General features: G+C 38.9%; 18 protein-coding genes and 1 pseudogene. 3 read left to right on the top strand and 16 right to left on the bottom strand.

All coding sequences use genetic code 11. The features are described 5' to 3' along the window. Positions 1–1,444: 1,444 nt before the first annotated feature. The 8 genes from sucD to sdhC all read right to left on the bottom strand — a co-directional run bounded on the left by sucD (position 1,445) and on the right by sdhC (position 11,377). Positions 1,445–2,317 carry a succinate--CoA ligase subunit alpha gene (gene sucD / locus H4J56_RS07785; protein ID WP_070376201.1) on the bottom strand — a complete coding sequence of 291 codons (873 nt, stop codon included), beginning with the start codon at positions 2,315–2,317 and terminating at the stop codon, positions 1,445–1,447. Further along, positions 2,317–3,483 carry an ADP-forming succinate--CoA ligase subunit beta gene (gene sucC / locus H4J56_RS07780; RefSeq protein ID WP_070376200.1) on the bottom strand — a complete coding sequence of 389 codons (1,167 nt, stop codon included), beginning with the start codon at positions 3,481–3,483 and terminating at the stop codon, positions 2,317–2,319. The genes sucD and sucC overlap by 1 nt, the downstream gene beginning before the upstream one ends. 200 nt (positions 3,484–3,683) lie before the next feature. After that, positions 3,684–5,180, bottom strand: a complete 1,497-nt coding sequence (gene odhB, locus H4J56_RS07775; RefSeq protein WP_182215423.1) for a 2-oxoglutarate dehydrogenase complex dihydrolipoyllysine-residue succinyltransferase — start codon at positions 5,178–5,180, stop codon at positions 3,684–3,686. Between the two features lie 19 nt (positions 5,181–5,199). After that, complete coding sequence (locus tag H4J56_RS07770) at positions 5,200–8,007, bottom strand: 2-oxoglutarate dehydrogenase E1 component (RefSeq protein WP_182222941.1); 2,808 nt, start codon at positions 8,005–8,007, stop codon at positions 5,200–5,202. Between the two features lie 159 nt (positions 8,008–8,166). After that, positions 8,167–8,877, bottom strand: coding sequence for a succinate dehydrogenase iron-sulfur subunit (locus tag H4J56_RS07765; protein WP_070376197.1), 711 nt, complete (start codon positions 8,875–8,877; stop codon positions 8,167–8,169). 11 nt (positions 8,878–8,888) lie between these two features. Then, positions 8,889–10,661 (bottom strand): succinate dehydrogenase flavoprotein subunit, encoded by a 1,773-nt coding sequence (sdhA, locus tag H4J56_RS07760; RefSeq protein ID WP_070376196.1) that lies wholly within the window; start codon positions 10,659–10,661, stop codon positions 8,889–8,891. Next, positions 10,662–11,009 (bottom strand): succinate dehydrogenase, hydrophobic membrane anchor protein, encoded by a 348-nt coding sequence (gene sdhD / locus H4J56_RS07755; RefSeq protein WP_070376195.1) that lies wholly within the window; start codon positions 11,007–11,009, stop codon positions 10,662–10,664. It abuts the gene before it with no gap. Then, on the bottom strand, positions 11,003–11,377 hold the full coding sequence (sdhC, locus tag H4J56_RS07750) for a succinate dehydrogenase, cytochrome b556 subunit (RefSeq protein WP_070376194.1): 375 nt from the start codon (positions 11,375–11,377) through the stop codon (positions 11,003–11,005). The genes sdhD and sdhC overlap by 7 nt, the downstream gene beginning before the upstream one ends. 410 nt (positions 11,378–11,787) lie before the next feature. Between sdhC and H4J56_RS07745 the strand changes: the two genes are divergently transcribed. Further along, the gene (locus H4J56_RS07745) at positions 11,788–13,074 is read left to right on the top strand and encodes a citrate synthase (protein WP_182215429.1); all 1,287 of its coding nucleotides are present in this window, start codon (positions 11,788–11,790) and stop codon (positions 13,072–13,074) included. Between the two features lie 684 nt (positions 13,075–13,758). Further along, positions 13,759–14,559 (top strand): tRNA cyclic N6-threonylcarbamoyladenosine(37) synthase TcdA, encoded by an 801-nt coding sequence (tcdA, locus tag H4J56_RS07740; protein WP_182215431.1) that lies wholly within the window; start codon positions 13,759–13,761, stop codon positions 14,557–14,559. Here tcdA and H4J56_RS07735 read toward each other — a convergent pair. After that, a complete protein-coding gene (locus H4J56_RS07735; RefSeq protein WP_182259140.1) occupies positions 14,550–16,235 on the bottom strand; it encodes a SufS family cysteine desulfurase in 1,686 nt (561 codons plus the stop codon). The genes tcdA and H4J56_RS07735 overlap by 10 nt on opposite strands. A gap of 179 nt (positions 16,236–16,414) precedes the next feature. Between H4J56_RS07735 and H4J56_RS07730 the strand changes: the two genes are divergently transcribed. Further along, a complete protein-coding gene (locus H4J56_RS07730; RefSeq protein ID WP_182215434.1) occupies positions 16,415–16,678 on the top strand; it encodes a hypothetical protein in 264 nt (87 codons plus the stop codon). Positions 16,679–16,726: 48 nt separating this feature from the next. Here H4J56_RS07730 and H4J56_RS07725 read toward each other — a convergent pair whose 3' ends face one another. The 7 genes and pseudogenes from H4J56_RS07725 to infB all read right to left on the bottom strand — a co-directional run. Further along, positions 16,727–18,109: a hypothetical protein gene (locus H4J56_RS07725; RefSeq protein ID WP_182259139.1), complete on the bottom strand. Its 1,383-nt coding sequence runs from the start codon at positions 18,107–18,109 to the stop codon at positions 16,727–16,729. Positions 18,110–18,139: 30 nt separating this feature from the next. Beyond that, the gene (nlpI, locus tag H4J56_RS07720; RefSeq protein WP_182259138.1) at positions 18,140–19,036 is read right to left on the bottom strand and encodes a lipoprotein NlpI; all 897 of its coding nucleotides are present in this window, start codon (positions 19,034–19,036) and stop codon (positions 18,140–18,142) included. Between the two features lie 96 nt (positions 19,037–19,132). Next, on the bottom strand, positions 19,133–21,250 hold the full coding sequence (gene pnp / locus H4J56_RS07715; protein WP_182215440.1) for a polyribonucleotide nucleotidyltransferase: 2,118 nt from the start codon (positions 21,248–21,250) through the stop codon (positions 19,133–19,135). A 347-nt stretch (positions 21,251–21,597) separates the two neighbouring features. Continuing rightward, positions 21,598–21,867: a 30S ribosomal protein S15 gene (gene rpsO, locus H4J56_RS07710; protein WP_070376186.1), complete on the bottom strand. Its 270-nt coding sequence runs from the start codon at positions 21,865–21,867 to the stop codon at positions 21,598–21,600. 244 nt (positions 21,868–22,111) lie between these two features. Further along, positions 22,112–23,074, bottom strand: a complete 963-nt coding sequence (gene truB, locus H4J56_RS07705; protein WP_182215442.1) for a tRNA pseudouridine(55) synthase TruB — start codon at positions 23,072–23,074, stop codon at positions 22,112–22,114. 11 nt (positions 23,075–23,085) lie between these two features. Further along, positions 23,086–23,520 carry a 30S ribosome-binding factor RbfA gene (rbfA, locus tag H4J56_RS07700; protein ID WP_182215444.1) on the bottom strand — a complete coding sequence of 145 codons (435 nt, stop codon included), beginning with the start codon at positions 23,518–23,520 and terminating at the stop codon, positions 23,086–23,088. A 174-nt stretch (positions 23,521–23,694) separates the two neighbouring features. Next, positions 23,695–25,791 (bottom strand): annotated as a pseudogene (gene infB / locus H4J56_RS07695) (translation initiation factor IF-2); the annotation flags it as partial. Between the last annotated feature and the right edge of the window lie 11 nt (positions 25,792–25,802).

Raw genomic sequence — 25,802 nt, 5'->3', positions numbered from 1 at the left:
TTCAAAGCCCAGATACTGAAATAAATTCAGCATGACGTGAGTGGATACTGAAATAAATTCAGCATGACGTGAGTGGATACTGAAATAAATTCAGCATGCACTCAAACGCCATCATCCTGAACCCGTACTCCGTCATCCTGAACTTGTTTCATGATCTCGACCTTAATAATACAAAGCCCAGATACTGAAATAAATTCAGCATGACGTGAGTGGATACTGAAATAAATTCAGCATGCACTCAAACGCCATCATCCTGAACCCAACCTCCGTCATCCTGAACTTGTTTCAGGATCTCGACCTTAACAACTCAAAGCCCAGATACTGAAATAAATTCAGCATGACGAGAGTGGGTACTGAAATAAATTCAGTATGACGAGAGTGGATACTGAAATAAATTCAGCATGACGAGAGTGGATACTGAAATAAATTCAGTATGAACCCAAACTCCGTCATCCTGAACTTGTTTCAGGATCTCGACCTTAACAACTCAAAGCCCAGATACTGAAATAAATTCAGCATGACGAGAGTGGATATTGGAATAAGATCAGCATGCACTCAAACGCCATCATTCTGAACCCAACCTCCGTCATCCTGAACCCGTACTCCGTCATCCTGAACTTGTTTCAGGATCTCGACCTTAACAACTCAAAGTCCAGATACTGAAATAAATTCAGCATGACGATAATGGATACTGAAATAAATTCAGCATGACGATAATGGATACTGGAATAAATTCAGTATGCACTCAAACGCCATCATGCTGAACCCAACCTCCGTCATCCTGAACCCGTACTCCGTCATCCTGAACTTGTTTCAGGATCTCGACCTTAACAATTCAAAGCCCAGATACTGAAATAAATTCAGTATGACGATAATGGATACTGAAATAAATTCAGTATGACGAGAGTGGATACTGGAATAAATTATGTATGACGAGAGTGGATACTGAAATAAATTCAGCATGACGAGAGTGGATACTGGAATAAATTATGTATGACGAGAGTGGGTACTGAAACAAATTCAGTATGACGATAGTGGAATAAAAAAAAAGATGTTCGAAATAAACTACTTGATAATTTTGGAGAAAAAATTGATTTACACTTAGTGATGGATGAGTGCATTTACGCTATATCTCAAATGCATATTCAAGCACGAAAGTTTATTAAGCCTACAATCAACAATGGATTAAGTATTTTCAAAAAGAGAAAAATAAGTATAGAAAAATAATATGGTAAGGTTTAACTGATATCTGTTTATATTAAAGTAATATTAGATTACTGTCGCTTGATGTTGAATGGTTTAATGTTGTTCTCTACATTCAGGAAAAATATTCAGTTGCATTGAATTATCTGAATATTGAGCACAACACGTATTAATAAAAAACCCGCAATCTCTTTGCGAGAATGCGGGGTTTTATTAAGAATTACAAATTAGCAGCGCTAGCTTACCAACCTGTTTTTTCTTTAAGTGCTACGCCGATATCAGCTAAAGAACGAACAGTTTTAACACCAGCCGCTTCTAATGCTGCAAATTTCTCATCAGCAGTACCTTTACCACCGGCGATAATCGCGCCAGCGTGACCCATACGCTTACCTTCTGGTGCAGTAACACCAGCAATGTAAGATACAACAGGTTTAGTAACGTGTGCTTTGATATATTCAGCCGCTTCTTCTTCAGCAGTTCCGCCAATTTCACCAATCATTACAATTGCTTCAGTTTGTGGATCATTTTGGAACATTTCTAATACGTCGATGAAGTTAGTTCCTGGGATCGGGTCACCACCAATACCTACACAAGTAGATTGGCCAAAACCTGCATCAGTTGTTTGCTTAACGGCTTCGTACGTTAACGTACCAGAACGTGAAACAATACCTACTTTACCAGGCTTGTGGATGTGACCAGGCATGATACCAATCTTAGTTTCGCCAGGAGTAATAACACCTGGGCAGTTAGGACCGATCATACGAACGCCAGATTGATCAAGCTTAGCTTTAACGTCAACCATATCTAAAGTAGGAATACCTTCAGTGATAGTAACGATAAGCTCGATGCCTGCATCAATTGCTTCTAAAATTGCATCTTTACAGAAAGGAGCTGGAACGTAAATAACTGTTGCTGTTGCGCCAGTTGCTTCTACAGCTTCACGTACTGTGTTAAATACTGGTAGGCCTAAATGCGTTTGACCGCCTTTACCTGGGCTTACGCCACCGACCATTTGTGTACCGTATTCAAGTGCTTGTTCTGAATGGAATGTACCTTGACCACCGGTAAAACCTTGACAGATTACTTTAGTATCTTTATTAATTAAGATAGACATTATTTGCCCTCCGCAGCTGCTACAACTTTAGTCGCTGCATCAGTTAATGACTCAGCAGCAATGATATCTAAGCCAGATTTTTTAAGAACTTCACGACCTTCTTCAGCATTTGTACCTTCTAAACGTACAACTACAGGTACTTTAACGCCTACATCTTTAACTGCAGCGATAATACCTTCAGCAATCATGTCACAACGTACGATGCCACCAAAGATGTTAACTAAAACAGCTTTAACGTTGTCGTCAGAAAGAATGATTTTGAATGCTTCAGAAACACGTTCTTTCGTTGCTCCGCCGCCAACATCTAGGAAGTTAGCTGGCTTGCCGCCGTGTAAATTAACGATATCCATAGTACCCATTGCTAGGCCTGCACCGTTAACCATACAACCAACGTTACCGTCTAAGGCTACGTAGTTTAATTCAAAACGTGCAGCATGAGCTTCACGTTCATCTTCTTGAGATGGATCATGGAACGCGCGCATTTTAGGTTGACGGTATAAAGCATTACCATCGATACCAATTTTGCCGTCTAAACAGTGAAGATTACCTTCGTCAGTAATAACTAACGGGTTGATTTCTAATAAAGCGAAATCGAAATCTTCAAACATTTTTGCAAGACCTAAAAAGATCTTAACAAATTGCTTCATTTGCGTCGGGTTTAAACCTAACTTAAAACCTAATTCACGAGCTTGGTACGGTTGAGCACCAACAAGTGGATCGATTTCAGCTTGGTGAATTAACTCAGGCGTTTCTTCAGCAATCTTCTCAATATCAACACCGCCTTCAGTAGAGGCCATGAATACTACTCTACGACTAGCGCGGTCAACAACAGCACCAAGGTATAATTCGTTAGCAATATCTGTACAGCTTTCTACTAAAATTTTAGCAACTGGCTGACCGTTAGCGTCAGTTTGGTAAGTAACTAAGTTCTTACCTAACCAGTTTTGAGCAAAATCTTTGATTTCTTGCTTAGATTTAACTAGCTTAACGCCGCCAGCTTTACCGCGACCGCCCGCGTGAACTTGAGTTTTAACAACCCACATAGTGCCGCCGATTTTATCAGCCGCTTCTGCCGCTTCCTGAGGTGTATCGCAAGCGAAACCTTCAGAAACTGGTAAACCATATTCAGCGAATAATTGTTTCGCTTGATACTCATGCAAATTCATGGTGTATTTCCATTTATCTGTGAATGATAATGACAGCTGTTCTTAGTTATAAATATGAGTAAAATCTTAATTTTAATCATAAATATAAATAAAATTCGCTATCATCGAAAAAAGTTGATCGATTATAGTATAAAAGCTCTAAGGAACAAAGTCCCCAGAGCTAATACTATAGTCTAAATCAAAAGATTTAAACTTCTCGATTATATATCAAGAAGTAGACGTGTTGGATCTTCTAACAAGTCTTTAATTGCCACTAAAAAGCCAACAGATTCTTTACCATCAATTAAACGATGATCATAAGAAAGTGCTAAGTACATCATAGGAAGTATTTCAACTTTTCCATCAACAGCCATAGGTCTGTCTTGGATCTTATGCATACCTAAAATAGCCGCTTGCGGTAAGTTTAAAATAGGTGTTGAAAGTAGTGAACCAAAAACACCACCGTTAGTAATCGTGAAATTACCGCCGGTCATATCTTCAATTGAAAGCTTTCCGTCGCGACCTTTTATTGCTAAGTCACGAATACCATTTTCAATCGCTGCCATACCTAATTGATCTGCATCACGTAATACTGGTGTTACTAAGCCACGCGGCGTAGAAACAGCAATTGAGATGTCAAAAAAGTTATGATAAACAATATCGTCACCATCGATTGATGCATTAACCGCTGGAAAGCGTTTCAATGCTTCAGTAACCGCTTTAACATAAAATGACATAAAGCCTAAACGCGTATCATGCGTCTTCTCAAAAAGATCTTTATATTGCTTACGAAGATCCATAATTGGCTTCATGTTAACTTCGTTAAACGTTGTTAGCATTGCCGTTGAGTTTTTAGCTTCTAATAAACGTTTGGCAATTGTCTTGCGTAAACGTGTCATAGGTACACGTTTTTGTGTACGTTCGCCTAAATCTTGTGCAACAGGCGTCGCAGCAGCAGTTTTTGCCGCTGGAGCTGGAGCTGCAGGTTTATTAGCCGCTGCTTCAACATCTTCTTTAGAAATACGTCCACCTTTACCTGTACCTCTAACATTAGCAGCTGTTAAGCCTTTTTCTGTCATTAAACGACGAACAGAAGGGCTAGCTAATTCATCAGAGCTAATCGCATCTTCTGAAGTAGCTGCAGGAGCACTTGCTGTTGCGCCCGCATTAAGTTGGCCAATAACTTGTGAACCTAATACCGTGTCACCTTCGACGTGGATTATCTTACCAATCACACCATTGTCTTGAGCAACAACTTCTAGAACAACTTTATCCGTTTCGATATCAACCAAGTTTTGGTCAACAGAAACTGTATCCCCCTCAGCAACATGCCAAGTAGCAACTGTTGCATCAGCAACAGACTCAGGTAAAACCGGTACGATGATGTCGATAACTTTCACTGCTGTTGCCGCCGCAGGAGCTGATTTTGCCGCTGCTGCAGGTTTTGCCGCTGCAGGAGCTGAAACATCAGCTGATGCATCGCCTTCAGTGAGGATTGCAATTACTTGCTCGCCCAATACTGTTGCGCCTTCGGCTTGAGAAATCTCAGTGATCACTCCATCAACGACAGCTTGTACTTCAAGCACAACTTTGTCAGTTTCAATATCTACTAATACTTGGTCACGTGAAACTTTATCACCTACTTGAACATGCCAAGTAGCTACGGTTGCATCAGCAACAGATTCAGGTAAAACGGGAACCTTAATTTCGGTTGTCATTTATTTTATTCCTTACTCACTAGTCTTCAACAGATAGCGCGTCATTGACTAGCGCTTGTTGTTCTTTTACATGGACAGACATATAACCTACAGCTGGTGCTGCAGAGGCCTTACGACCAGCATATGTCAAATAAGTACCTTCAGGTATTGCCGCTCTAAAGTGATGCTGTGAACAATACCATGCACCTTGGTTTTGCGGTTCTTCCTGACACCAAACGAATTGCTTAACATGCTGGTATTTGGCCAACTCTGCTTGAAGCTCTTCTTCTGGAAATGGATATAGCTGCTCGATTCGAATGATAACAACATTTTCTTGCTCACTCTTGCGACGCTGATCAAGTAATTCATAGTAAACTTTACCACTACAAAAAACGACACGTGTCACTTTTTTCGGATCGATATCGTCAACTTCACCAATGACATTATGGAACACACCCGTCGATAGCTCTTCTAATGAAGAGACCGCTAAAGGATGTCTTAATAATGACTTAGGCGACATAACAACCAATGGACGACGCATAGGACGAACAACTTGTCGACGCAGCATATTAAATACTTGCGCAGGTGTTGATGGCACACAAACTTGCATATTATGATCGGCACAAAGTTGTAAGAAGCGCTCTAATCGTGCAGATGAATGCTCAGGACCTTGACCTTCATAGCCGTGAGGTAACAACATAGTTAAACCACATAAACGGCCCCACTTTTGCTCACCTGAACTAATAAATTGGTCAAAGACTACTTGTGCACAGTTAGCAAAATCACCAAATTGCGCTTCCCAAATAGTAAGCCCTGCAGGCTCTGCTGTGGTATAGCCATATTCAAAGGCAACCACTGATACTTCTGACAACACTGAGTCATGAATATCGAATGGACCTTGTCCTTCGCGAATATTTTGCAAAGGTAAGTATTTGCTAGCATCATCTTGGTTATGTAAAACAGCATGACGATGGAAAAAAGTACCGCGGCCAGAGTCTTGCCCAGTAATACGAACACGTTTACCTAAATCAACAACCGAGGCATAAGCTAAGTTTTCTGCCATACCCCAATCGAGTAATTTTTCACCCGATGCCATTTTAACGCGATCATCGTATATCTTCTTAACACGACCTTGTACAGGATGAGACTCAGGATATGTTGACAATTTACCGGCAAGTTCTTTCAGCTTTTCAACAGAAATTTCTTTATCGTAATCATCGTCCCACTCATGGCCAAGGTATGGAGTCCAATCGACAGAATGCTCTGTCATAGGTCGCCATTGTTCAACCGTACACTGACCTTCGTCTAGCAATTTACGATAATAAGAGGTTAATTCATTCGACTTATCTAAATTGATTGAACCCTCAGTATCAAGTTGCTGTGCATAGAGTTGACGAGGTGTTGGGTGTTTCTTAATTTTTTTGTACATCAATGGCTGCGTTGCACTAGGCTCATCAGCTTCATTGTGACCATGACGACGGTAGCAAACAAGGTCGATAACGACATCGCGCTTAAATTCGTTGCGATAATCAAGGGCAATTTGTGTTGCCAAGATAACAGCTTCTGGGTCATCGCCATTAACATGAAGAATCGGTGCTGAAACCATTTTTGCTATTTCAGTACAATATTCACCACTGCGCGTATCTGCAGGATTTGACGTTGTAAAACCAACCTGATTATTGACAACGATACGTATCGTTCCGCCAACTTTAAATGCACGTGCTTGTGACATATTAAAAGTTTCTTGAACCACACCCTGACCGGCAATAGCAGCGTCACCATGAATCGTAACCGGAAGAACCGTATCACCGACTTTATCACCACGTCTGTCTTGACGCGCACGGACTGAGCCAATAACAACAGGGTTAACAATTTCTAGATGCGATGGATTAAAGGCCAAAGCTAAATGAACATTGCCACCAGGCGTTACAAAATCTGATGAATAACCTTGGTGATATTTAACATCACCTGAAGATAAAATTTCATCGTGTTTACCGCCAAACTCGTCAAATAACTTTGACGGATTTTTACCCATCACGTTAACTAAGACATTTAAGCGGCCACGGTGAGCCATACCAATAACAACTTCTTTAGTGCCTTGCGTACCAGCACGAGTAATAAGCTCTTTTAGCATAGGTATTAACGCATCACCACCTTCAAGGGAGAAACGTTTAGCGCCTGGAAACTTAGCTCCAAGGTATTTACAAATACCATCGGCAGCGATAAGACCTTTAAGAATTTCTTCTTTTTGGTCGACAGAAAATTTTGCTTGCGACTGAACAGACTCTAAACGTTGTTGGATCCAACGTTTTTCATCGGTGTCAGTAATGTGCATATATTCAGCACCGATAGAACCACAGTAAGTAGTTTTTAGGGCATTGTATAAGTCACCTAACTTCATCGCATCTTGAGAAGTAGCAAATGAGCCGACGTTGAACTCTGTATCAAAGTCGTTTTCTGAAAGTTCATGATGCGACAGTTGTAAATCGCGTACCTTATCTCGCTTCCACAAACCTAATGGGTCAAGGTTGGCATTTTGATGTCCACGAAAACGAAAAGCATTAATTAGCTGTAAAACTTTAACTTGTTTGGCATCACTACTACCAGAAACAACAACAGTTTTATGGGATTGCTTAGCTAATTCTTTAAATTCATTGCGGATTTCAGAGTGCCTGAATTCTAAGTCAGCACCTTCAATTTTTGGAAGTTGTTGGAATAACGTTCGCCATTCTGCAGAAACAGATTGGGAGTTATCCAAATAAGATTCGTATAATTCTTCAATGTAAGTAGCGTTAGCGCCACTTAAATGAGAAGACTCTAACCAAGCCTTCATTGTACCTTCGGGCATTGCCTGTTCCTTTATGGGATAAAAGCAATAAAAAAATAAACAATTATCGTTAGCAAGTCAACTAGACTAATGGCTAATTGTCATCTGCTAATGATGACTATTCCTGTTTTAAAACACCAAAGTGCTAGATAATTTCATCTAACACTCTGCTATTTAATTTTATACTGCGCGTGAAATCAACATCGACTTAATATGGCCGATAGCTTTCGTTGGGTTTAATCCTTTTGGACAAACATCAACACAGTTCATAATACCATGACAACGGAATACGCTGTAGGCATCTTGCAAACCATCTAAACGTTCTTCGGTTGCAGTATCACGGCTATCAATTAAGAAGCGATAAGCATGCAACAAACCTGCTGGTCCAATAAACTTATCTGGGTTCCACCAGAAAGACGGACAAGAAGTTGAACAACAAGCACATAAAATACACTCATATAAACCATCAAGCTTTTCGCGCTCTTCAATCGATTGAAGATGCTCACGTGCAGGAGGGTTTTTACCATCATTAATTAAGAACGGCTTGATTTTTTCATATTGATTATAGAACTGTGTCATATCAATAACTAAATCACGTACTACCGGTAAACCAGGTAAAGGGCGTAACACTATTTTCTTTGCTGGAACAGCCGATAATGGTGTAATACAAGCTAAACCATTTTTACCGTTAATATTCATACCGTCAGAGCCACATACTCCCTCACGACATGAACGACGGAAAGAGATAGTCGTATCTTGCTCTTTTAATAAAATAAGTGCATCAAGTACCATCATATCTGAGCCTTCTGGAATATCCAGCTCATAATCTTTCATGTAAGGTGCATTATCAACATCAGGGTTGTAACGATAAATCGAAAAAATTTGTTTCATTGCAATGCTCCTTAATATACACGAGCTTTCGGTGGGAAAGCTTCACGATGAATAGGTTTCATATTTACAGAACGTTTTGTCATCTCTTCTGTTTCTGGCGTGTAGATAGAGTGGCATAACCAGTTCTCATCATCACGTTCAGTGAAATCTTGACGGGCATGTGCACCACGAGATTCAGTACGGAAGTTAGCTGCTTTAGCTGTACAAAAAGCCGTTTCCATCAAGTTGTCTAATTCTAAACACTCAATACGTTGCGTGTTAAATTCTGTAGACTTATCATCGAGGCTCGCATGTTGAAGACGTTCACGGATTTCAGTCAACTCTTGCATGCCTTCGGCCATAGCCTCACCTTCACGGAATACCGAGAAGTTAAATTGCATACATTTTTGCAAGTCTTTACGTATTTTAGTTGGACTTTCTCCACCTTTTACAGATGACTCCCAACGATTAGTACGTGCTAATGAAGCTTCTAAGTCAGACTCAGAGGCATCTTTTCCGCTTTGCGTATCATTTAGGTAAGTGCCTAAGAAATTACCCGCTGCACGACCAAAGACCACTAAATCAAGAAGAGAATTACCACCTAAACGGTTTGCTCCATGAACAGATACACAAGCGATTTCACCAACGGCAAATAACCCTTCAACGATAGTTTCTTTACCCGTTTCTGGGTTAAAGTTAATCGCTTGGCCATTCACGTTACAAGGGACACCACCCATCTGATAATGACAAGTTGGTATAACTGGAATAGGTTCTACTGCTGGATCTACGTGAGCAAATGTTTTAGATAAATCACAAACACCTGGTAAACGTTTTTCAAGCGTTTCACGGCCTAAATGATCAAGTTTAAGTTTAAGATGCGGACCCATAGGACCGTCAAAACCACGACCTTCACGGATCTCTGTCATCATAGAACGAGCAACTACGTCACGACCTGCTAAATCTTTAGCATTTGGTGCATAACGTTCCATGAAACGCTCGCCATCTTTGTTAAGCAGGTAACCACCTTCTCCACGACAACCTTCAGTAACAAGCGTACCTGCACCGGCGATTCCTGTTGGATGAAACTGCCACATTTCCATGTCTTGCATCTGTATGCCAGCACGAACTGCCATACCAACGCCGTCACCAGTATTGATGTGAGCATTAGTTGTTGATGCATAGATACGACCAGCACCACCGGTAGCTAATACCGTAGCACGGGCTTTGAAGTAAACAATCTCGCCTGTTTCGATACAAATAGCGGTTGTACCAACAATAGCACCGTCACTATTTTTAACTAAATCTAGTGCATACCATTCAGAGTAGACATTAGTTTTATTTTTAACGTTTTGTTGGTACAAGCAATGTAATAAAGCATGGCCAGTACGATCGGCTGCGGCTGCTGTACGTGCAGCTTGTTCGCCACCAAAGTTTTTAGATTGGCCACCGAAAGGACGTTGATAAATCTTACCTTCTTCAGTACGAGAAAAGGGTAGACCCATTTTCTCTAACTCAATAATAGATTCAGGACCTGTTTTACACATGTATTCGATTGCGTCTTGATCTCCGATATAATCAGAACCCTTAACGGTATCGTACATATGTTGTTCCCAATGATCTTCATGCGCATTACCTAGCGCAACAGTGATACCACCTTGAGCAGATACTGTATGAGAACGAGTAGGAAAAACTTTAGAAATCAAGGCACAAGATTTGCCTGATTCAGAAATAGCTAATGCAGCGCGCATACCTGCACCACCGGCGCCAATAACTATAGCGTCAAATTCACGAATTGGAACGCCCACTTATACACCCCACACAATTAAAAAGCCTGCCGCAAGGTAAGCTAATAAAGTAACAGAAAAGAAAAATTGTAATGACCCACGCAAAAAAGCTGGTTTAATATAATCAGACAATACTTGCCAAATACCAATCCACGCATGAATAACAACTGACAAAACAGCAAGTAATGTTGCTATTTTTACTGACATCAAGCCAAAAAAGCTATGCCAAGCGTCATAAGTTACATCTGGAGTAACTACAAAAAAGCCAGCGATCAATAACGTATATAACGTTAAAATAATAGCGCTTGCTCTTATAAGAATAAAATCATGTACGCCATTTCGGCCTACAGTAGCAATGTTGTTTACCATAACCAAACTCCTACTACGACGGTAAGTATAAACCAAAGTGCCATAGCAAATTTAGCACTGGTGTTACCTGAAGCTAATTCTTCAAAATGGCCTAAGTCCATAAATAAGTGACGAACACCCATTAATATATGGAACGTTAGAGCAGAGATTATGCCAAACATAATGAATTTAAATATGAAACCATCCAGACATGCTTGAACTTGAGCAAATCCTTCAGCGGAAGATAGAGATAACGAAAGTGCCCACAATAATATACCAATAGCAAATACCATAATGACACCAGAAACACGGTGCAATATCGAGGCGTTTGCCGAAGGGTGCATTTTAATTGTAGTCAGATCTAGGTTTACAGGACGTTGTTTTTTCACAATTTCGCCTAAAGAGTTCTTTGAGCCTTCAACTTGTTTTTTTATTGCTCAATGAAATAAGTAAACGTGTTTACAATCAATTGAGCAATCCCCTAGCGATCTTAGTTAATATTTGTCTATTAATGAAATAATCTACAAATACAAAAATTAGATCAGCTTGATTATATAGCTGAACATTTTTAATTACAATTTTCTTACGCGAGAATTTCACCTTTATTTCAAAGGTATCAGACTATTATTTAACCTATTTTAGCAATTCTTTAACTTTAGTCTAAGGTAGAAACAATTGGTTTGACTTTAAGGGGGTATAATGAAGTAGAATACGGTCAGTTTTATATTCATAAAAACTGACTAACTTTTCAAAAGTAAGTTCAGCAAGCGAATTAAATAATTTATAGGGGATTAAACATATGGCTGAATCTAAAGCCACTCTCAGTATTGATGGTAACGTAGTTGCAGATTTACCAATACTTTCAGGTAGCGCCGGTAACGACGTAATAGACATCAGAACTTTGGGTAATTATGGTTATTTCACTTATGACCCGGGTTTCTTAGCAACCGCTTCATGTGAATCAGCTATTACTTATATCGATGGTGGTAAAGGTATTTTACAACATCGTGGTTATCCAATTGACAGTTTAGCTAAACAAGCTAACTATCTAGAAGTTTGTTATATTTTGTTAAACGGTGATGCACCAACATCGACTCAATATGATGAATTTGTTGATATTATTACCAACCATACTATGGTTCACGAGAAACTGGCTCATTTTTTCCAAGGTTTCTTGCCTGACGCACACCCAATGGCAATGCTTTGTGGTGTTGTTGGTGCTATGTCTTCATTTTATCATAGTGATTTAGACATTGAAGATCCTGTGCAACGTATGCGCAGTGCGCATCGCTTAATTGCTAAAATGCCAACTATTTCAGCAATGGCTTACAAATACAGCATTGGCCAACCATTCGTTTATCCACGTAATGAATTAAGCTATGCAGAAAACTTCTTACATATGATGTTCTCTGTACCTGCAGAAGAGTATGTTGTTAGCCCTACTGTTGCCCGTGCCATGGATAGAATATTTACATTGCATGCAGATCACGAGCAAAACGCTTCAACTTCAACAGTTCGTTTAGCTGGCTCTTCTGGTGCTAACCCTTATGCATGTATCGCTGCAGGCGTAGCATCTTTGTGGGGCCCTGCACATGGCGGCGCTAACGAAGCCTGCTTAAAAATGCTTGAGCAAATTGGTACATTAGAGCGTGTTGACGAATTTGTTGCTCGTGCTAAAGATAAGAGTGATTCATTTCGCTTAATGGGTTTCGGACATCGTGTTTACAAAAACTTTGATCCACGCGCAACAGTAATGCGTGAAACATGTCATGAAGTATTGAAAGAGTTAGGCATAAAAGATCCTCTTTTAGACGTGGCAATGGCTCTTGAAAAAGTGGCCCTTGAAGACCCATACTTTATTGAGAAAAAACTTTACCCGAATGTAGATTTTTATTCAGGTATCATCTTGAAAGCTATCGGTATTCCTACCAACATGTTCACAGTAGTATTTGCTATGTCTCGTACCGTGGGTTGGATTTCTCACTGGGATGAAATGTTAGGTCAAGCGGGTCAAAAAATTGGTCGTCCTCGTCAAAATTATATTGGTGAAATTGACCGTGAATTTATCCCATTAAATAAAAGATAATTCTTTATTTTATAAATCACTCTTTGAAAGGTAGCTCACGCTACCTTTTTTATTCCTTCAATTTTAGTCGCATCATAAAAACAATTAATAACCCTTTTTTCTTTGATTATCAGGAAATTTCTTTTGCCTCGCCTTAGTAATAATTTTCTCTTTACTGCAATAAAAACAGCTTTATCTTGATAAAAACATAAAGCAGCTCAATAAATAATCATTATAACAATAAAGAATACTAGCTATACACATAAAAAATAGTATTAATAAACAGTAAATTAAAAAAACACAGACGGATAGTTCAGCTTAATTCCGGGCCAAATCTATACCGATAATAGCTAAAAATTACTACAATAATTGTTTACAATACTGATGATTTATTAATTATAAGTAAAATAATTGATACCTTGCCACTGCATATTTATTTTTCCAACACTATACTCAGCTAAATCAACTGTAATTGTCACCTTACACTCTCACAATCATTGATTGATTTATTAATAAATCAACCAAACCATTACAATTCTGCTGCCTCAACACTTTAAATTAAGGTGCAGCCAGCGGATAAAGTCGTCATTGTTAAGGGTAAAAATAGCGAGATAAAGAAAAAAGTTAATTGCTTACGGGATTTGCTGTATTCAGTGTTAATTCACCCTTATAATGTTAAAAATTTTATGAGTTAATGATTACGGTATGTCTGAATATCAAATGAGATTTGGTGGGATTGCGCGTCTTTACGGCGCTGCAGGTGCTGCTTTATTAGAAAAAGCGCACTTCTGTGTGATAGGCATCGGTGGTGTTGGTTCTTGGGCTGCTGAATCTTTAGCAAGAACAGGGATTGGTTCGATAACATTAATTGATTTAGATGATATCTGCACAACCAATATCAATAGACAAATTCATGCACTTACTGAAACGATTGGAGAAAGTAAGGTCGATGTGATGGCTGAACGTATTAAGCAAATTAATCCAAGCTGTCAGGTGAATGTCATTGAAGATTTTGTCACTTTTGATAATTTGCGTGAACTATTAAGTAACGATTTTGATTATGTCATCGATGCTATTGACTCAGTGAAAATAAAAACGGCTATTATTGCTCATTGTAAACGCAATAAAATACCAGTAATTACTATTGGTGGCGCAGGAGGGCAAACAGATCCAAGTAAGATTCAACTTTGTGACTTGAGCCAAACTTATCAAGATCCATTGCTTGCTAAGGTAAAAAATCAACTGCGCCGTGAATTTAACTTCCCGAAAGCCGATGCAAAAACAAGCAATAAGCGAAAGTTTTCAATTGATGCCGTTTTTTCTACTGAACAACTGGTTTATCCTGATGAAAATGGCAATGTTTGTCACGCAAAGCAAACTCAAAATGGTACGGTACGGTTAGATTGCAGCTCAGGTTTTGGCGCGGTTACTCACGTTACAGCCACATTTGCTTTCTTTGCTACCAGCCGTGCAATTAAGAAATATTTAGCTAAGCATCAGCTTTGATGTTGCCTTGCCATCATTTTAATTTTTTCAACGATGGCTTTAACACCATTACTACGTGATGGGCTCAAGTGCTGTAACAAACCCAACTTTGAAAAATAAGATTGGTCGTCAAACGCTAATATCTGTGCCGATGAAAGCTGCTGAAAAGCAGCTAATATAATTACCATTAAACCTCGAATAACTTTAGCGTCACTGTCGCAACTAAAAATAAACTCATCTTGAGTATTTTTAGTTGCTATTAACCAGGCATGACTTTCGCATCCTACAATCAAGGTAGTGTTGTTACGGAAGCTTTTATCCATTCTGACTAATGACTTACCCAACATCATTATTTCTCGATGACGAGAATCCCAACCTTTTAATAAACTAAATCTTACTATCATAGCTGAGTGATTAGTTGAATTGACCGGCTGTGCTAAGTGATATGGTTCAATAATAATTTTATCAACATTGTCATCTGTGCCTTGGATCAGTAAATTTAGTTTCTCAATAAAAAAATCAATTTCTGCATAAGTATTATAAGCCGCTAATGAAACTCTAATACAGCCACTTAATTTTAAATAGTCCATTAAAGGCATCGCACAATGATGTCCACTTCTGATGGCAATACCATATGCATCTAGCCCGCTGGCAATATCGTAATTATGTGCACCACAGACGGTGAATGAAAGTACGCTAATATCAGGTTTGTCCTCAACAACAAATTTAACCACTTTAATTTGTGATAATTTTTCATAACAGTAGCATGTCAGCAAGCTTTCATATTTTGCTAACAGAGCTACTCCAAATGAATTAATGAATTCAATACTGGCAGAGAAAGCAATAACACCAGCATAGTTCGGTGTCCCAGCTTCAAATTTAAAGGGGAGTTGATTAAATGATGTTCCTTGAAAACTAACTTTTTTTATCATTTCTCCCCCCCCCTGATAAGGAGGCATAGCCGTTAATAAGTCACGTCGACCGTATAAAACACCAACGCCCGTGGGTCCAAACATTTTGTGTGCTGAAAAAACGTAGAAGTCACAGTCTAGAGTTTGCATATTTAGTGCTAAGTGGGCACAAGCTTGAGCACCGTCAATAACCGTTATGGCTTTATATTTTTTAGCTAAGGTGATTATTTTTTTAACGGGATTCACTTTACCAATCACGTTAGAAATATGCGTAAAACTAACCACCTTAGTTTTTTCATTAAAATAATCTACTAAGCTATTTTCATCGATACGACCGCTCGCATCTAAAGGTAAAACTTTAATAATAGCGCCAGTTTTTTCGGCAATCATTTGCCAAGGCACGATGTTAGCGTGGTGTTCAGCATGGCTTAATAATATTTCATCGCCCGCTTGTAAGTTTTTCTGCCCCCAACTCTGAGCAATTAAATTAATTCCTCCCGTTGTACCTGGAGTCCAAATGATTTCTTCTAAGTATTTGGCTTGAATAAAGTGTTGCACCTTAGCTCTAGCTTGCTCAAAAGCCAAAGTAGCTTTAGCACTCAGAGCATGTGAGGCACGATGAACATTAGCATTATATTGCTGATACACCTCAGCTTCGGTATCGATAACCACATTAGGCTTTTGAGTGGTAGCGCCATTATCAAAATAAACTAAGGGCAAGTCGTTGACGGTATTACTGAGCAAAGGAAAATGCTGGCGAAATGTGCTGACATCGAATTTATTCATAAGAGATTACATGCAAAGATAATATTACTGACATAATTATACCTGATAATACTATAAAAATTGATCATTTAAACAATCAAGAGTCTCGCTAGTTTATTTAGACAATAGTCCAAAATAATAGGCTAATTTACCTGTTTTAAACTAGAGTTAAACAGTAAAGAAAATAAAGGGTGAAAAGTATGAAGTTATTTTCATGGTTCATTAAAGCAAATAAGCATCCAAAGCCTGCACAAGAAGGTTTACCAACAGCTGTATCAAATGACATCGCAGATGAAGGAATAAATGCACTTAATCGCAATACTATGTGGCCGATAGCAAAAGTTAAAAACGCGACTGTGATTATTAAGAAGGCAAATAAGAAAATGAATACGTCTCAAAGTACCCATAAATATGAGACGACTAAAGCGAGTAAGCCAATTATTGGCCCTATTCCTTTAGGTTAGGCAGAGCTCGTCTCAACTAATCTGGCTGATAAAAATAGCGCGAAAGCGTTATTTTTTTGCTTCTATTGCTAGACTAACATTATGTAAATAGTGTGGCATTAAGAACTTTTCGGGGTTGTCGGCTAGCAATTGTAAGTATAAAGCTGGAAAGCCTGTTTGATAATAACGCATCCTAGTTCTTTGCTTTAAAGGTTTTATTGCAACAAAGTCTTTTTCATTACAGCTTTCAGCAATAAAAGCACCCACGCTATCACCTTCTTTAGAAACAGTCCCTAATTTCCAACCTTGCGCAGTATGAGTCACTAACGATGTTTTGCTTGAAATATATTTAGCCCAAGGTAATTCGCTGAGAATTACTGCACGGACTTTCTCACGAGAGCCTTGATAAAAACGGGGCAAAATTGCAACATTATGGGAGAACATCGCATTTTGCACAGCCAAGCAACGAGAATGATTTTTAGGTAGCGCGTACTCATCAATAAAGCCAAGTAGATGAGCCAGCTCATGGTAAAAGACTTCTGCATTATCATGACGATCAATATATAAAATACCCGCGTTTACGTTAGCACCGCCTTTTTCAACAAGCACTGCAATGAACCTGTCTACTGGCACTCGCTTATTATTTGGCCAGATAGATTCGTCACATCGAATCGCTTCATTAGTACTTTGGTGACAAGCGAGTGTTATTTTACTGATGTATTGTACCGGTGAAAAACAAAGGTAAGGTTGTAATGTTGCTAACGTCGAGGATGATATCAGTTCTTCAAAATATGCTAAGTCGCGTAGATTCGTTGCATAGGGCGCAATGCTCGCTAGACAATTTGCTTGTGACGGTATATTTGGAGTATTTAAGACATTGTAACGCAATAGCTTTTTCGAAAAAGACTCAAGTTCTTCAGATGGTTTGTCTGCGTTTATCGTCTCAAGCTGCTTAATATATCGGTCTATTTCTGGTTTTTCTCCTATTGAAATTAAAACCTCAAGTAAAAGCGTTAGGGCAGATCCATTAGACGATATTGGTAATAATAATTTTTTAGCCGCAAGTAGTTTGTTATGGAAAAAATAAATTTTCGCTAAGTCTATTCTTGCTTGCTGATGACCTAATCGAATGGCTTGTGCAAGCCATAGCTCGATACTTTGATTATTGTCGCCTTGCTTACTTTTATAATATTGGGCTAATTTAAATGCCACCTCTCCATCACTTTTAGCCAGTGATTTAGCAATATTTTGCCATCTTGGGTCGTTATCAACATAAGTATTTAAATGCTTATACAAAAGAGTGTTTAAGCCAAGCTTTTCTATAACGGTTAATTGTGAGTGGTTAGCGTAACCATTTTCTACGGCTTTAATTAATGAGTTTACCGATAAAAAAGAGCTTATTGATATAACAGTCAATAAGCTGATGATGGTTAAGCTGACTTTATATTTCATTTGCAGGTATAAATAACATCCATCAACACATTAAGACGACTTAGCGGCTTTAACAATTTCTTGTCGCATTAAGTCTAACTCTAGTTTGGCGTATCTGTGTTCAACAAACTCATAGACGTTAGTACTTAAGGCTAATTTAAAAAAGTTTGCTGCAAGTTCATTATTGTCTTTGAGTTGATAGTATTTACCTAAGTAGAAATATGCCTCGCACAGACGTTCACTTAAAGCCTTATTAGAATTTACGCCTATTGATAATTGACTGATAAATTCTTGCTCGGTTATCTCACCTAGATAAAGTTGAATAATATTTTTAGCCCAAACACTCTCTTCAACTTGCTCTGCCGCGACCTTTAATGATGTTTTCGCATTAAGGTTATTTGCCGCTGACTCGGCTAAATACATCCATAAAATACGGTAAGGGTCATTACTTTTTCGTTGCTGAAAAGTACTAAAATCATCAATAGATAGTTCAGCACGACCACCATAATATAAAGCAATCCCTCTATTTAAATAGGCATATTCATGTTCAGGCGCTAAATCTATTGCCGAATCAAAAGCCTCGTAAGCTTGGTTGAACTCTTGCAATTGGGTGAAATGGATCCCTAAAAAATTATAGGCATCAACAAAGTCTGGCTTTAAACGCAAAGCTCGATTGAAATCAAGACGGGCTAATGAACGTAAACCAACACTGTCGTAAACAACACCGCGGTCATAATAAAGTTCAGCTCGTTGTGCATCGGTTATTTCAGCTCTTTGAATAACATCAGTTAGACGCGCTATCGCTATTTCACTTTTATAATTTATGGCTAATGGTTCGACAATGATAAGTTGATTCATGGCGAGCGAAGCGTCATTTTCTGGGCTGCTTGCACAACCTTGTAAAGATGAGATGACGATGACAAGCGCTACTTTAAAGAATTTATTCACAGAAATAATGTACCTAATGAAATTTTGTATTGACTCATTTTAGTATATAAAAAAGGGAGCCATCAGGCTCCCTTTTTATCTAACTTTTTAAGTAAGCTATTCAGCAGCGTCAGCTACTGGTGCTTCCTTTTTCTCATTAGCTTCTTTAATACTTAAACGTACACGGCCTTGACGGTCGACTTCAAGTACTTTAACCGTAACTTCCTGGCCTTCAGTTAATACGTCACTTACAGCATTAACACGTTCGTCAGAGATTTGAGAGATGTGAACTAAACCATCTTTACCCGGAAGTACGTTAACAAAAGCACCAAAATCAACGATACGTACTACTTTACCTTGGTAAATTGTACCTACTTCAATTTCAGCCGTTAATGCTTTAATACGATTAATCGCATCTTCAGCTTGCTCACCATTAGTTGCAGCAATTTTAACAGTACCATCGTCATCAATCTCGATAGTTGTACCTGTTTCTTCTGTAAGCATGCGGATAGTAGCACCACCTTTACCAATGATGTCACGAATTTTATCTTGGCTAACTTTGATGGTATGAATGCGTGGTGCAAACTGTGAAATATCATCACGGTGACCAGAGATAGCTTCATCCATTACAGATAGGATATGAGTACGTGCAGCTTTTGCTTGATTTAAAGCAAGTTGCATGATTTCTTTAGTGATGCCTTCAATTTTAATGTCCATTTGAAGTGCAGTAATACCACCGGTAGTACCCGCTACTTTAAAGTCCATGTCACCTAAGTGATCTTCATCACCTAAAATGTCTGAAAGAACAACAAAGTCGTCGCCTTCTTTAACTAAGCCCATTGCAATACCAGCAACAGAAGCTTTAATTGGTACACCAGCATCCATTAATGCTAATGAAGCACCACAAACAGAAGCCATTGAAGATGAACCATTTGATTCTGTAATTTCAGAAACAATACGCACAGCATATGGGAATTCTTCAAGTGAAGGCATAACCGCTAACATACCGCGTTTTGCTAAACGGCCATGGCCGATTTCACGACGCTTTGGAGAGCCAACAAAACCTGTTTCACCAACACAGTATGGAGGAAAGTTATAATGAAGCATAAATGCGTCAGTCTTCTCACCCATAATAGTATCAAGACGCTGTGCATCACGTTGTGTACCTAAAGTAGCCGTAACTAATGCTTGTGTTTCACCACGAGTAAATACCGCAGAACCGTGAGTTCTCGGTAATACGCCTGTCATAACGTCTAGGGCACGGATCATTTCAGGATCACGACCATCGATGCGAGGCATGCCTTTAGTGATACGACCACGAACAACAGTTTTCTCTAAGTCATGGAATAAATCTTTTGCTTCTTGAACATTAAGATCTGCATCGCTTGCTAATAATGTTTCAACAACACCATCGCGGATTTCTTTGATTTTTTCGTATCGAACAGCTTTTTCAGTGATTTGGTAAGCTTCGTTAACTTGTGCTTCACTCAATTCTGCAATTTTAGCAATAAGGTCAGCATTCTTAACTGGTGCAACCCAATCCCACTTAGGATTGTTAACTTCAGCAGCCATTTCTTTAATTGCTGTGATAGCCGTTTGCATTTGCTCATGGCCATACATAACAGCGCCAAGCATAACTTCTTCAGATAAAATATCAGCTTCAGACTCAACCATTAGTACTGCAGAATCAGTACCTGAAACAACTAAGTTTAACTTAGACGTTTCTAATTCAGATTGTAATGGGTTAAGAATGTATTTGCCGTCAGTATAACCAACACGTGCTGCGCCAACAGGACCACTAAATGGCATACCTGAAATAGCTAAAGCTGCAGACGTACCTAATAAAGAAATGATGTCAGGGGCAATTTCTGGGTTAGCAGAAACAACCGTAATAACAACTTGAACTTCGTTAGTAAAGCCATCTGGGAAAAGTGGACGAATTGGACGGTCAATTAAACGACAGATTAATGTTTCTTCTTCAGAAGGACGGCCTTCACGTTTAAAGAAACCACCTGGGATTTTACCCGCTGCGTATGTACGCTCTTGGTAGTTAACTGTTAATGGAAAAAAATCTTGTCCTGGTTTTGCTTCTTTCTTACCAACAACAGACACTAATACACACGTATCGTCCATGCTTGCCATAACAGCACATGTTGCTTGACGTGCGATAGCACCAGTTTCTAAAGTAACGGTATGTTGACCGAATTCAAATGTTTTTGTCACTGTATTGAACATAAATGTTCCTTTTTAGCTAAATATAAATTTTCTTGATTAACCAATCTGTACAATTATTTATTCACTTAGAGCAAAATTTTAACCGCTTAAGTTGAACAAAAAATTATACAGTTTGGATTGATTAGTTTTGCAAAAGCTTAAATTTTCTAAAAATTTGCAGGCACATTATACTATCAAACGCGCTATTTACTAGCCAGAAAGGGGAATTGTTATTAAGAAAAGACAAAAAAGCGTACTTTGACTAAGTTTGGGCAAGTTACCCAGTAAATTAGCAATAAAAAAAGGAGCTATAAAGCTCCTTTTTTTGATATTACCTTTAAGAAAAAAGGTAACAAATAAGTCACATCTTAACGACGTAGACCTAATTTAGCGATTACCGTTGTGTAACGCTCAACGTTTTTGCCTTTTAAGTAATCAAGTAACTTACGACGTTGTGCAACCATGCGCAATAAACCACGACGTGAGTGATGATCATGGATGTGCTCTTTGAAGTGACCTTGTAGGTGGTTGATTTGTGTAGTTAACAAAGCAACTTGTACTTCAGGTGAACCAGTATCACCTTCTTTTTGAGCATATTCTGCAACGATTGCAGCTTTTTCTGTAGCATTTAAAGACATAATAAATCCTTAGTGTGATGTACTCGAAAGTACTTAAAATTCGCACCTCGCCAAACACTAATTCAGCTAAGGTGACAAAAGAGCGCGCATTGTATCAGCGACAGACGAAATTGCAACTGATATTTGTGTCACACCATTAATAACTTGTCGTTAGACTATATAACATTTAACCATGAGTAAACGCTGTTTTATTTTACTGATATAGGCGATAACCAGCCAAGATCCTAAAATGTTAAATAATTTATTACAGCGTTTTCAAAAATTCGTCTAAAACAACAATGCGTTTTGGTGCAATTAAACCGTTGTCGTCTATGTGACCAACACCAATGAACTCTCCATCATTGATATTGTCTCCAACAAAAACCTGCACTAAACCTTCAGCTGGAACATTAGCTGCTTGTACTGGATTACCGTGGCGCAAAAAGTTAGCAGACATATCATCTATAAAAACCTCAGGGATACCATCACAGGCCGTCGTCATCGGTAACAATAAAGGGTCAAGTAAAGTAGAAGGCGCTAACTCTTGCTCTTCTGCTTGTGCCACTAATGCTTGTAATTGTTCCAGTGTTACCATTTTATCTGTAGGATAATTTCCCACGGCACTTCTGCGTAAATTAGCAACATGTGCGCCACAACCAAGCAGTTCGCCTAAATCGTCGATGATAGTACGAATATAGGTGCCTTTAGATACATGAATATGTAAATCAACTTCATCACCTTCAAAGCGTAATAAGTCTAAACGAAAAACCGTAATATCTCGTGACTCACGAGGGACCTCAACACCTTCTCGCGCATATTTATATAAAGGCTGGCCTTTATATTTTAACGCTGAGTACATGGAAGGAATTTGCTGTGTGGTACCGCGAAAAGACTCAAGTGCTATTGCTAATTGCTCACTTGATACATCAACCAGCTTTTCCGCAACAACTTCGCCGTCAGCGTCACTGGTTGTAGTGCGCACACCCAATTTTGCTGTTACTTGATAGGTTTTATCAGTATCGAGTAAAAATTGAGAAAACTTAGTTGCTTCACCTAAACAAATCGGCAACATACCGGTAGCAAGTGGATCTAATGCCCCAGTATGCCCGGCTTTCTGTGCAAAGAAGATACGCTTAACTTTTTGTAAAGCACTGTTCGATGACATGTCATAGGGTTTATCAAGTAGGATCACCCCATTAATTGGGCGACCTTTTCTGCGTTTAGCCATCTAGCTGTACCCTATGAATTTTCTTCGTTGTTGAGATCAGTTGCTTCTTTAGAGGCGGTAGCATCTCGCTCTGAGCTTTCAGCAATATGCTTATCGCTAGCGACAGCTTCATCAACCAATGAACTCATTCGAACACCTTCAGCCATAGAGCTGTCATAAACAAAACGTAAATGCGGCATAATACGAGCACGTAATTTCTTCGCTAATAACGAACGAATAAAACCAGCAGCTTCATTTAACACTTCAATGGAGCTTTTTATTTCTGAGGCTTCATTGGTAAAAAAAGTCACGAATATTTTTGCGTAAGCTAAATCACGTGTCAACTCGACAGCAGAAACTGTTGTCATGACTAAGCGTGGATCTTTAACTTCGCGCATCAAAATAGTCGCGATTTCTTTTTGTATTTCTTGTCCGACACGGTCGGTACGGGCAAATTCTCTTGCCATAGGAAATTCTCCTAATAAAATTATCGAGGACTTTTACCTGATAACTTTTAATATATAAACAAAAATGGAGGCAAAGCCCCCATTTAGTATTTGTACAACAGTAAGTGAGCTATCTCATTACATTGAAGCCGATTAACCAACAAAAGCAGTCAATCAATCAGCAATAATCTAAAGTTATAGCGTACGCTTAATTTCTATTGTTTCGAATACTTCAATTTGGTCACCAACGCGAACATCATTGTAGTTCTTAACACCGATACCACATTCAGTACCGTTACGAACTTCTGCAACATCGTCTTTGAAACGACGAAGTGATTCAAGTTCACCTTCGTATATAACAACCAAGTCACGTAATACGCGAATTGGAGCACTACGTTTAATGATACCTTCAGTAACCATACAACCAGCGATTGCGCCGATTTTAGGCGACTTAAACACGTCACGAACTTGTGCAAGACCAATGATTTCTTGCTTGAACTCTGGCGCTAACATGCCGCTCATGGCTTGTTTAACTTCATCAATTAATGCGTAAATAACACTATAGTAGCGTAAATCAATGTTTTCAGATTCAATCACTTTACGCGCAGATGCATCAGCACGAACATTAAAACCAACCACGATGGCATTTGAAGCCGCCGCTAATGTCGCATCAGTTTCAGTAATAGCACCAACACCTGAACCTATGATTCTAACTTTAACTTCATCAGTAGATAACTTAAGTAATGAGTCACTAATAGCTTCAAGTGAACCTTGAACATCCGACTTAATTACAACGTTTACTTCAGAAATTTCGCCTTCAGCCATACTTGCAAACATATTTTCAAGTTTAGCTTTTTGTTGACGAGCAAGTTTCACATCACGGAATTTACCTTGACGGAATAAAGCAACTTCACGTGCTTTTTTCTCATCTTTAACAACAGTCGCTTCATCACCAGATTGTGGAACACCACTTAAACCAATAATTTCAACTGGGATAGATGGACCTGCTGATTGAATATCTTTACCATTTTCATCGCGCATTGCACGAACACGGCCATATTCTAAACCACAAAGAACAATATCACCTTGCTTTAAAGTACCTTCTTGAACCAGGATAGTTGCTACTGGGCCGCGGCCTTTATCTAATTTAGATTCAATAACTACACCACTTGCCATTTTATCGACAACAGCAGTTAGCTCTAAAACTTCAGACTGTAGCAATATTGAATCAAGTAAGTCATCAATACCTAAACCTGTTTTAGCTGAGACATGACAAAATTGAACTTCACCGCCCCACTCTTCAGATAAAACACCGTGTTGAGATAATTCACTCTTAACACGTTCGATATCAACACCTTCTTTATCCATCTTGTTTACAGCGATGATAATAGGTGCATCAGATGCTTTAGCATGTTGAATTGCTTCAACAGTCTGTGGCATAACACCATCATCTGCAGCAACAACAATGATAACGATATCGGTTGCTTTAGCACCACGAGAACGCATAGAAGTAAAGGCAGCATGACCTGGAGTATCTAAGAAAGTGATCATACCATGACCAGTTTCTACGTGATAAGCACCAATATGCTGAGTAATACCACCGGCTTCACCGTCTGCTACTTTCGCTTTACGAATGTAATCAAGTAATGATGTTTTACCGTGATCAACGTGACCCATAATAGTAACAACAGGTGCACGAGTAATCTCGATACCCGTATGATGACGGTCAGCAAGTACAGCTTCTTCCAAGGCATTTTCTTTAACAAGTACAACTTCAAAACCCATATCTTCAGCAACAAGTGCGGCTGTTTCTTGGTCAATAACTTGGTTAATGGTTGCCATTGCGCCTAGTTTGAACATAGCTTTAACAACTTCTGCGCCTTTCTTAGCCATTTTATTGGCAAGTTCAGCAACCGAAATAGTTTCGCCAATGCGAATATCTTGTACTTTTGTTTCTACTGGTTTAGTAAAACCATGTTTTAAGCTGTCAGGTGAAGATAAAGTTTTACCTTTACCGCGACCATTGTTGCGGCCACGAGCATTACGGTCTGCAGGTGCTTTTTTCTTCTTACGACGACGGCCACTTTCATCAGCAGAGTCATTTTTATCTTCAGCTTCTTGAGCATATTTAGAAGAAGTTAAATGAACAACCTCTTTCTCTTTAGCTTTACGCTCAGCTTCTTGTTCTTTCCAGCGCGCTTCGTTATCTTCTACTAATTTTTTAACTGCGGCTGTTGCTGCTTTAGCTTCTTCTACACGCTTAGCAATTGTATCAGCTTCTAGAGCAAGTCGAACATTTTAAG

Origin of the sequence: Colwellia sp. BRX8-4 (assembly GCF_014077345.1) — a bacterium.
In the GTDB taxonomy this organism is placed as follows: Bacteria; Pseudomonadota; Gammaproteobacteria; order Enterobacterales; family Alteromonadaceae; genus Colwellia_A.
The sequence above is the reverse complement of the archived record's forward strand: the minus strand, read 5'-3'. Positions and strand labels throughout refer to the sequence as shown.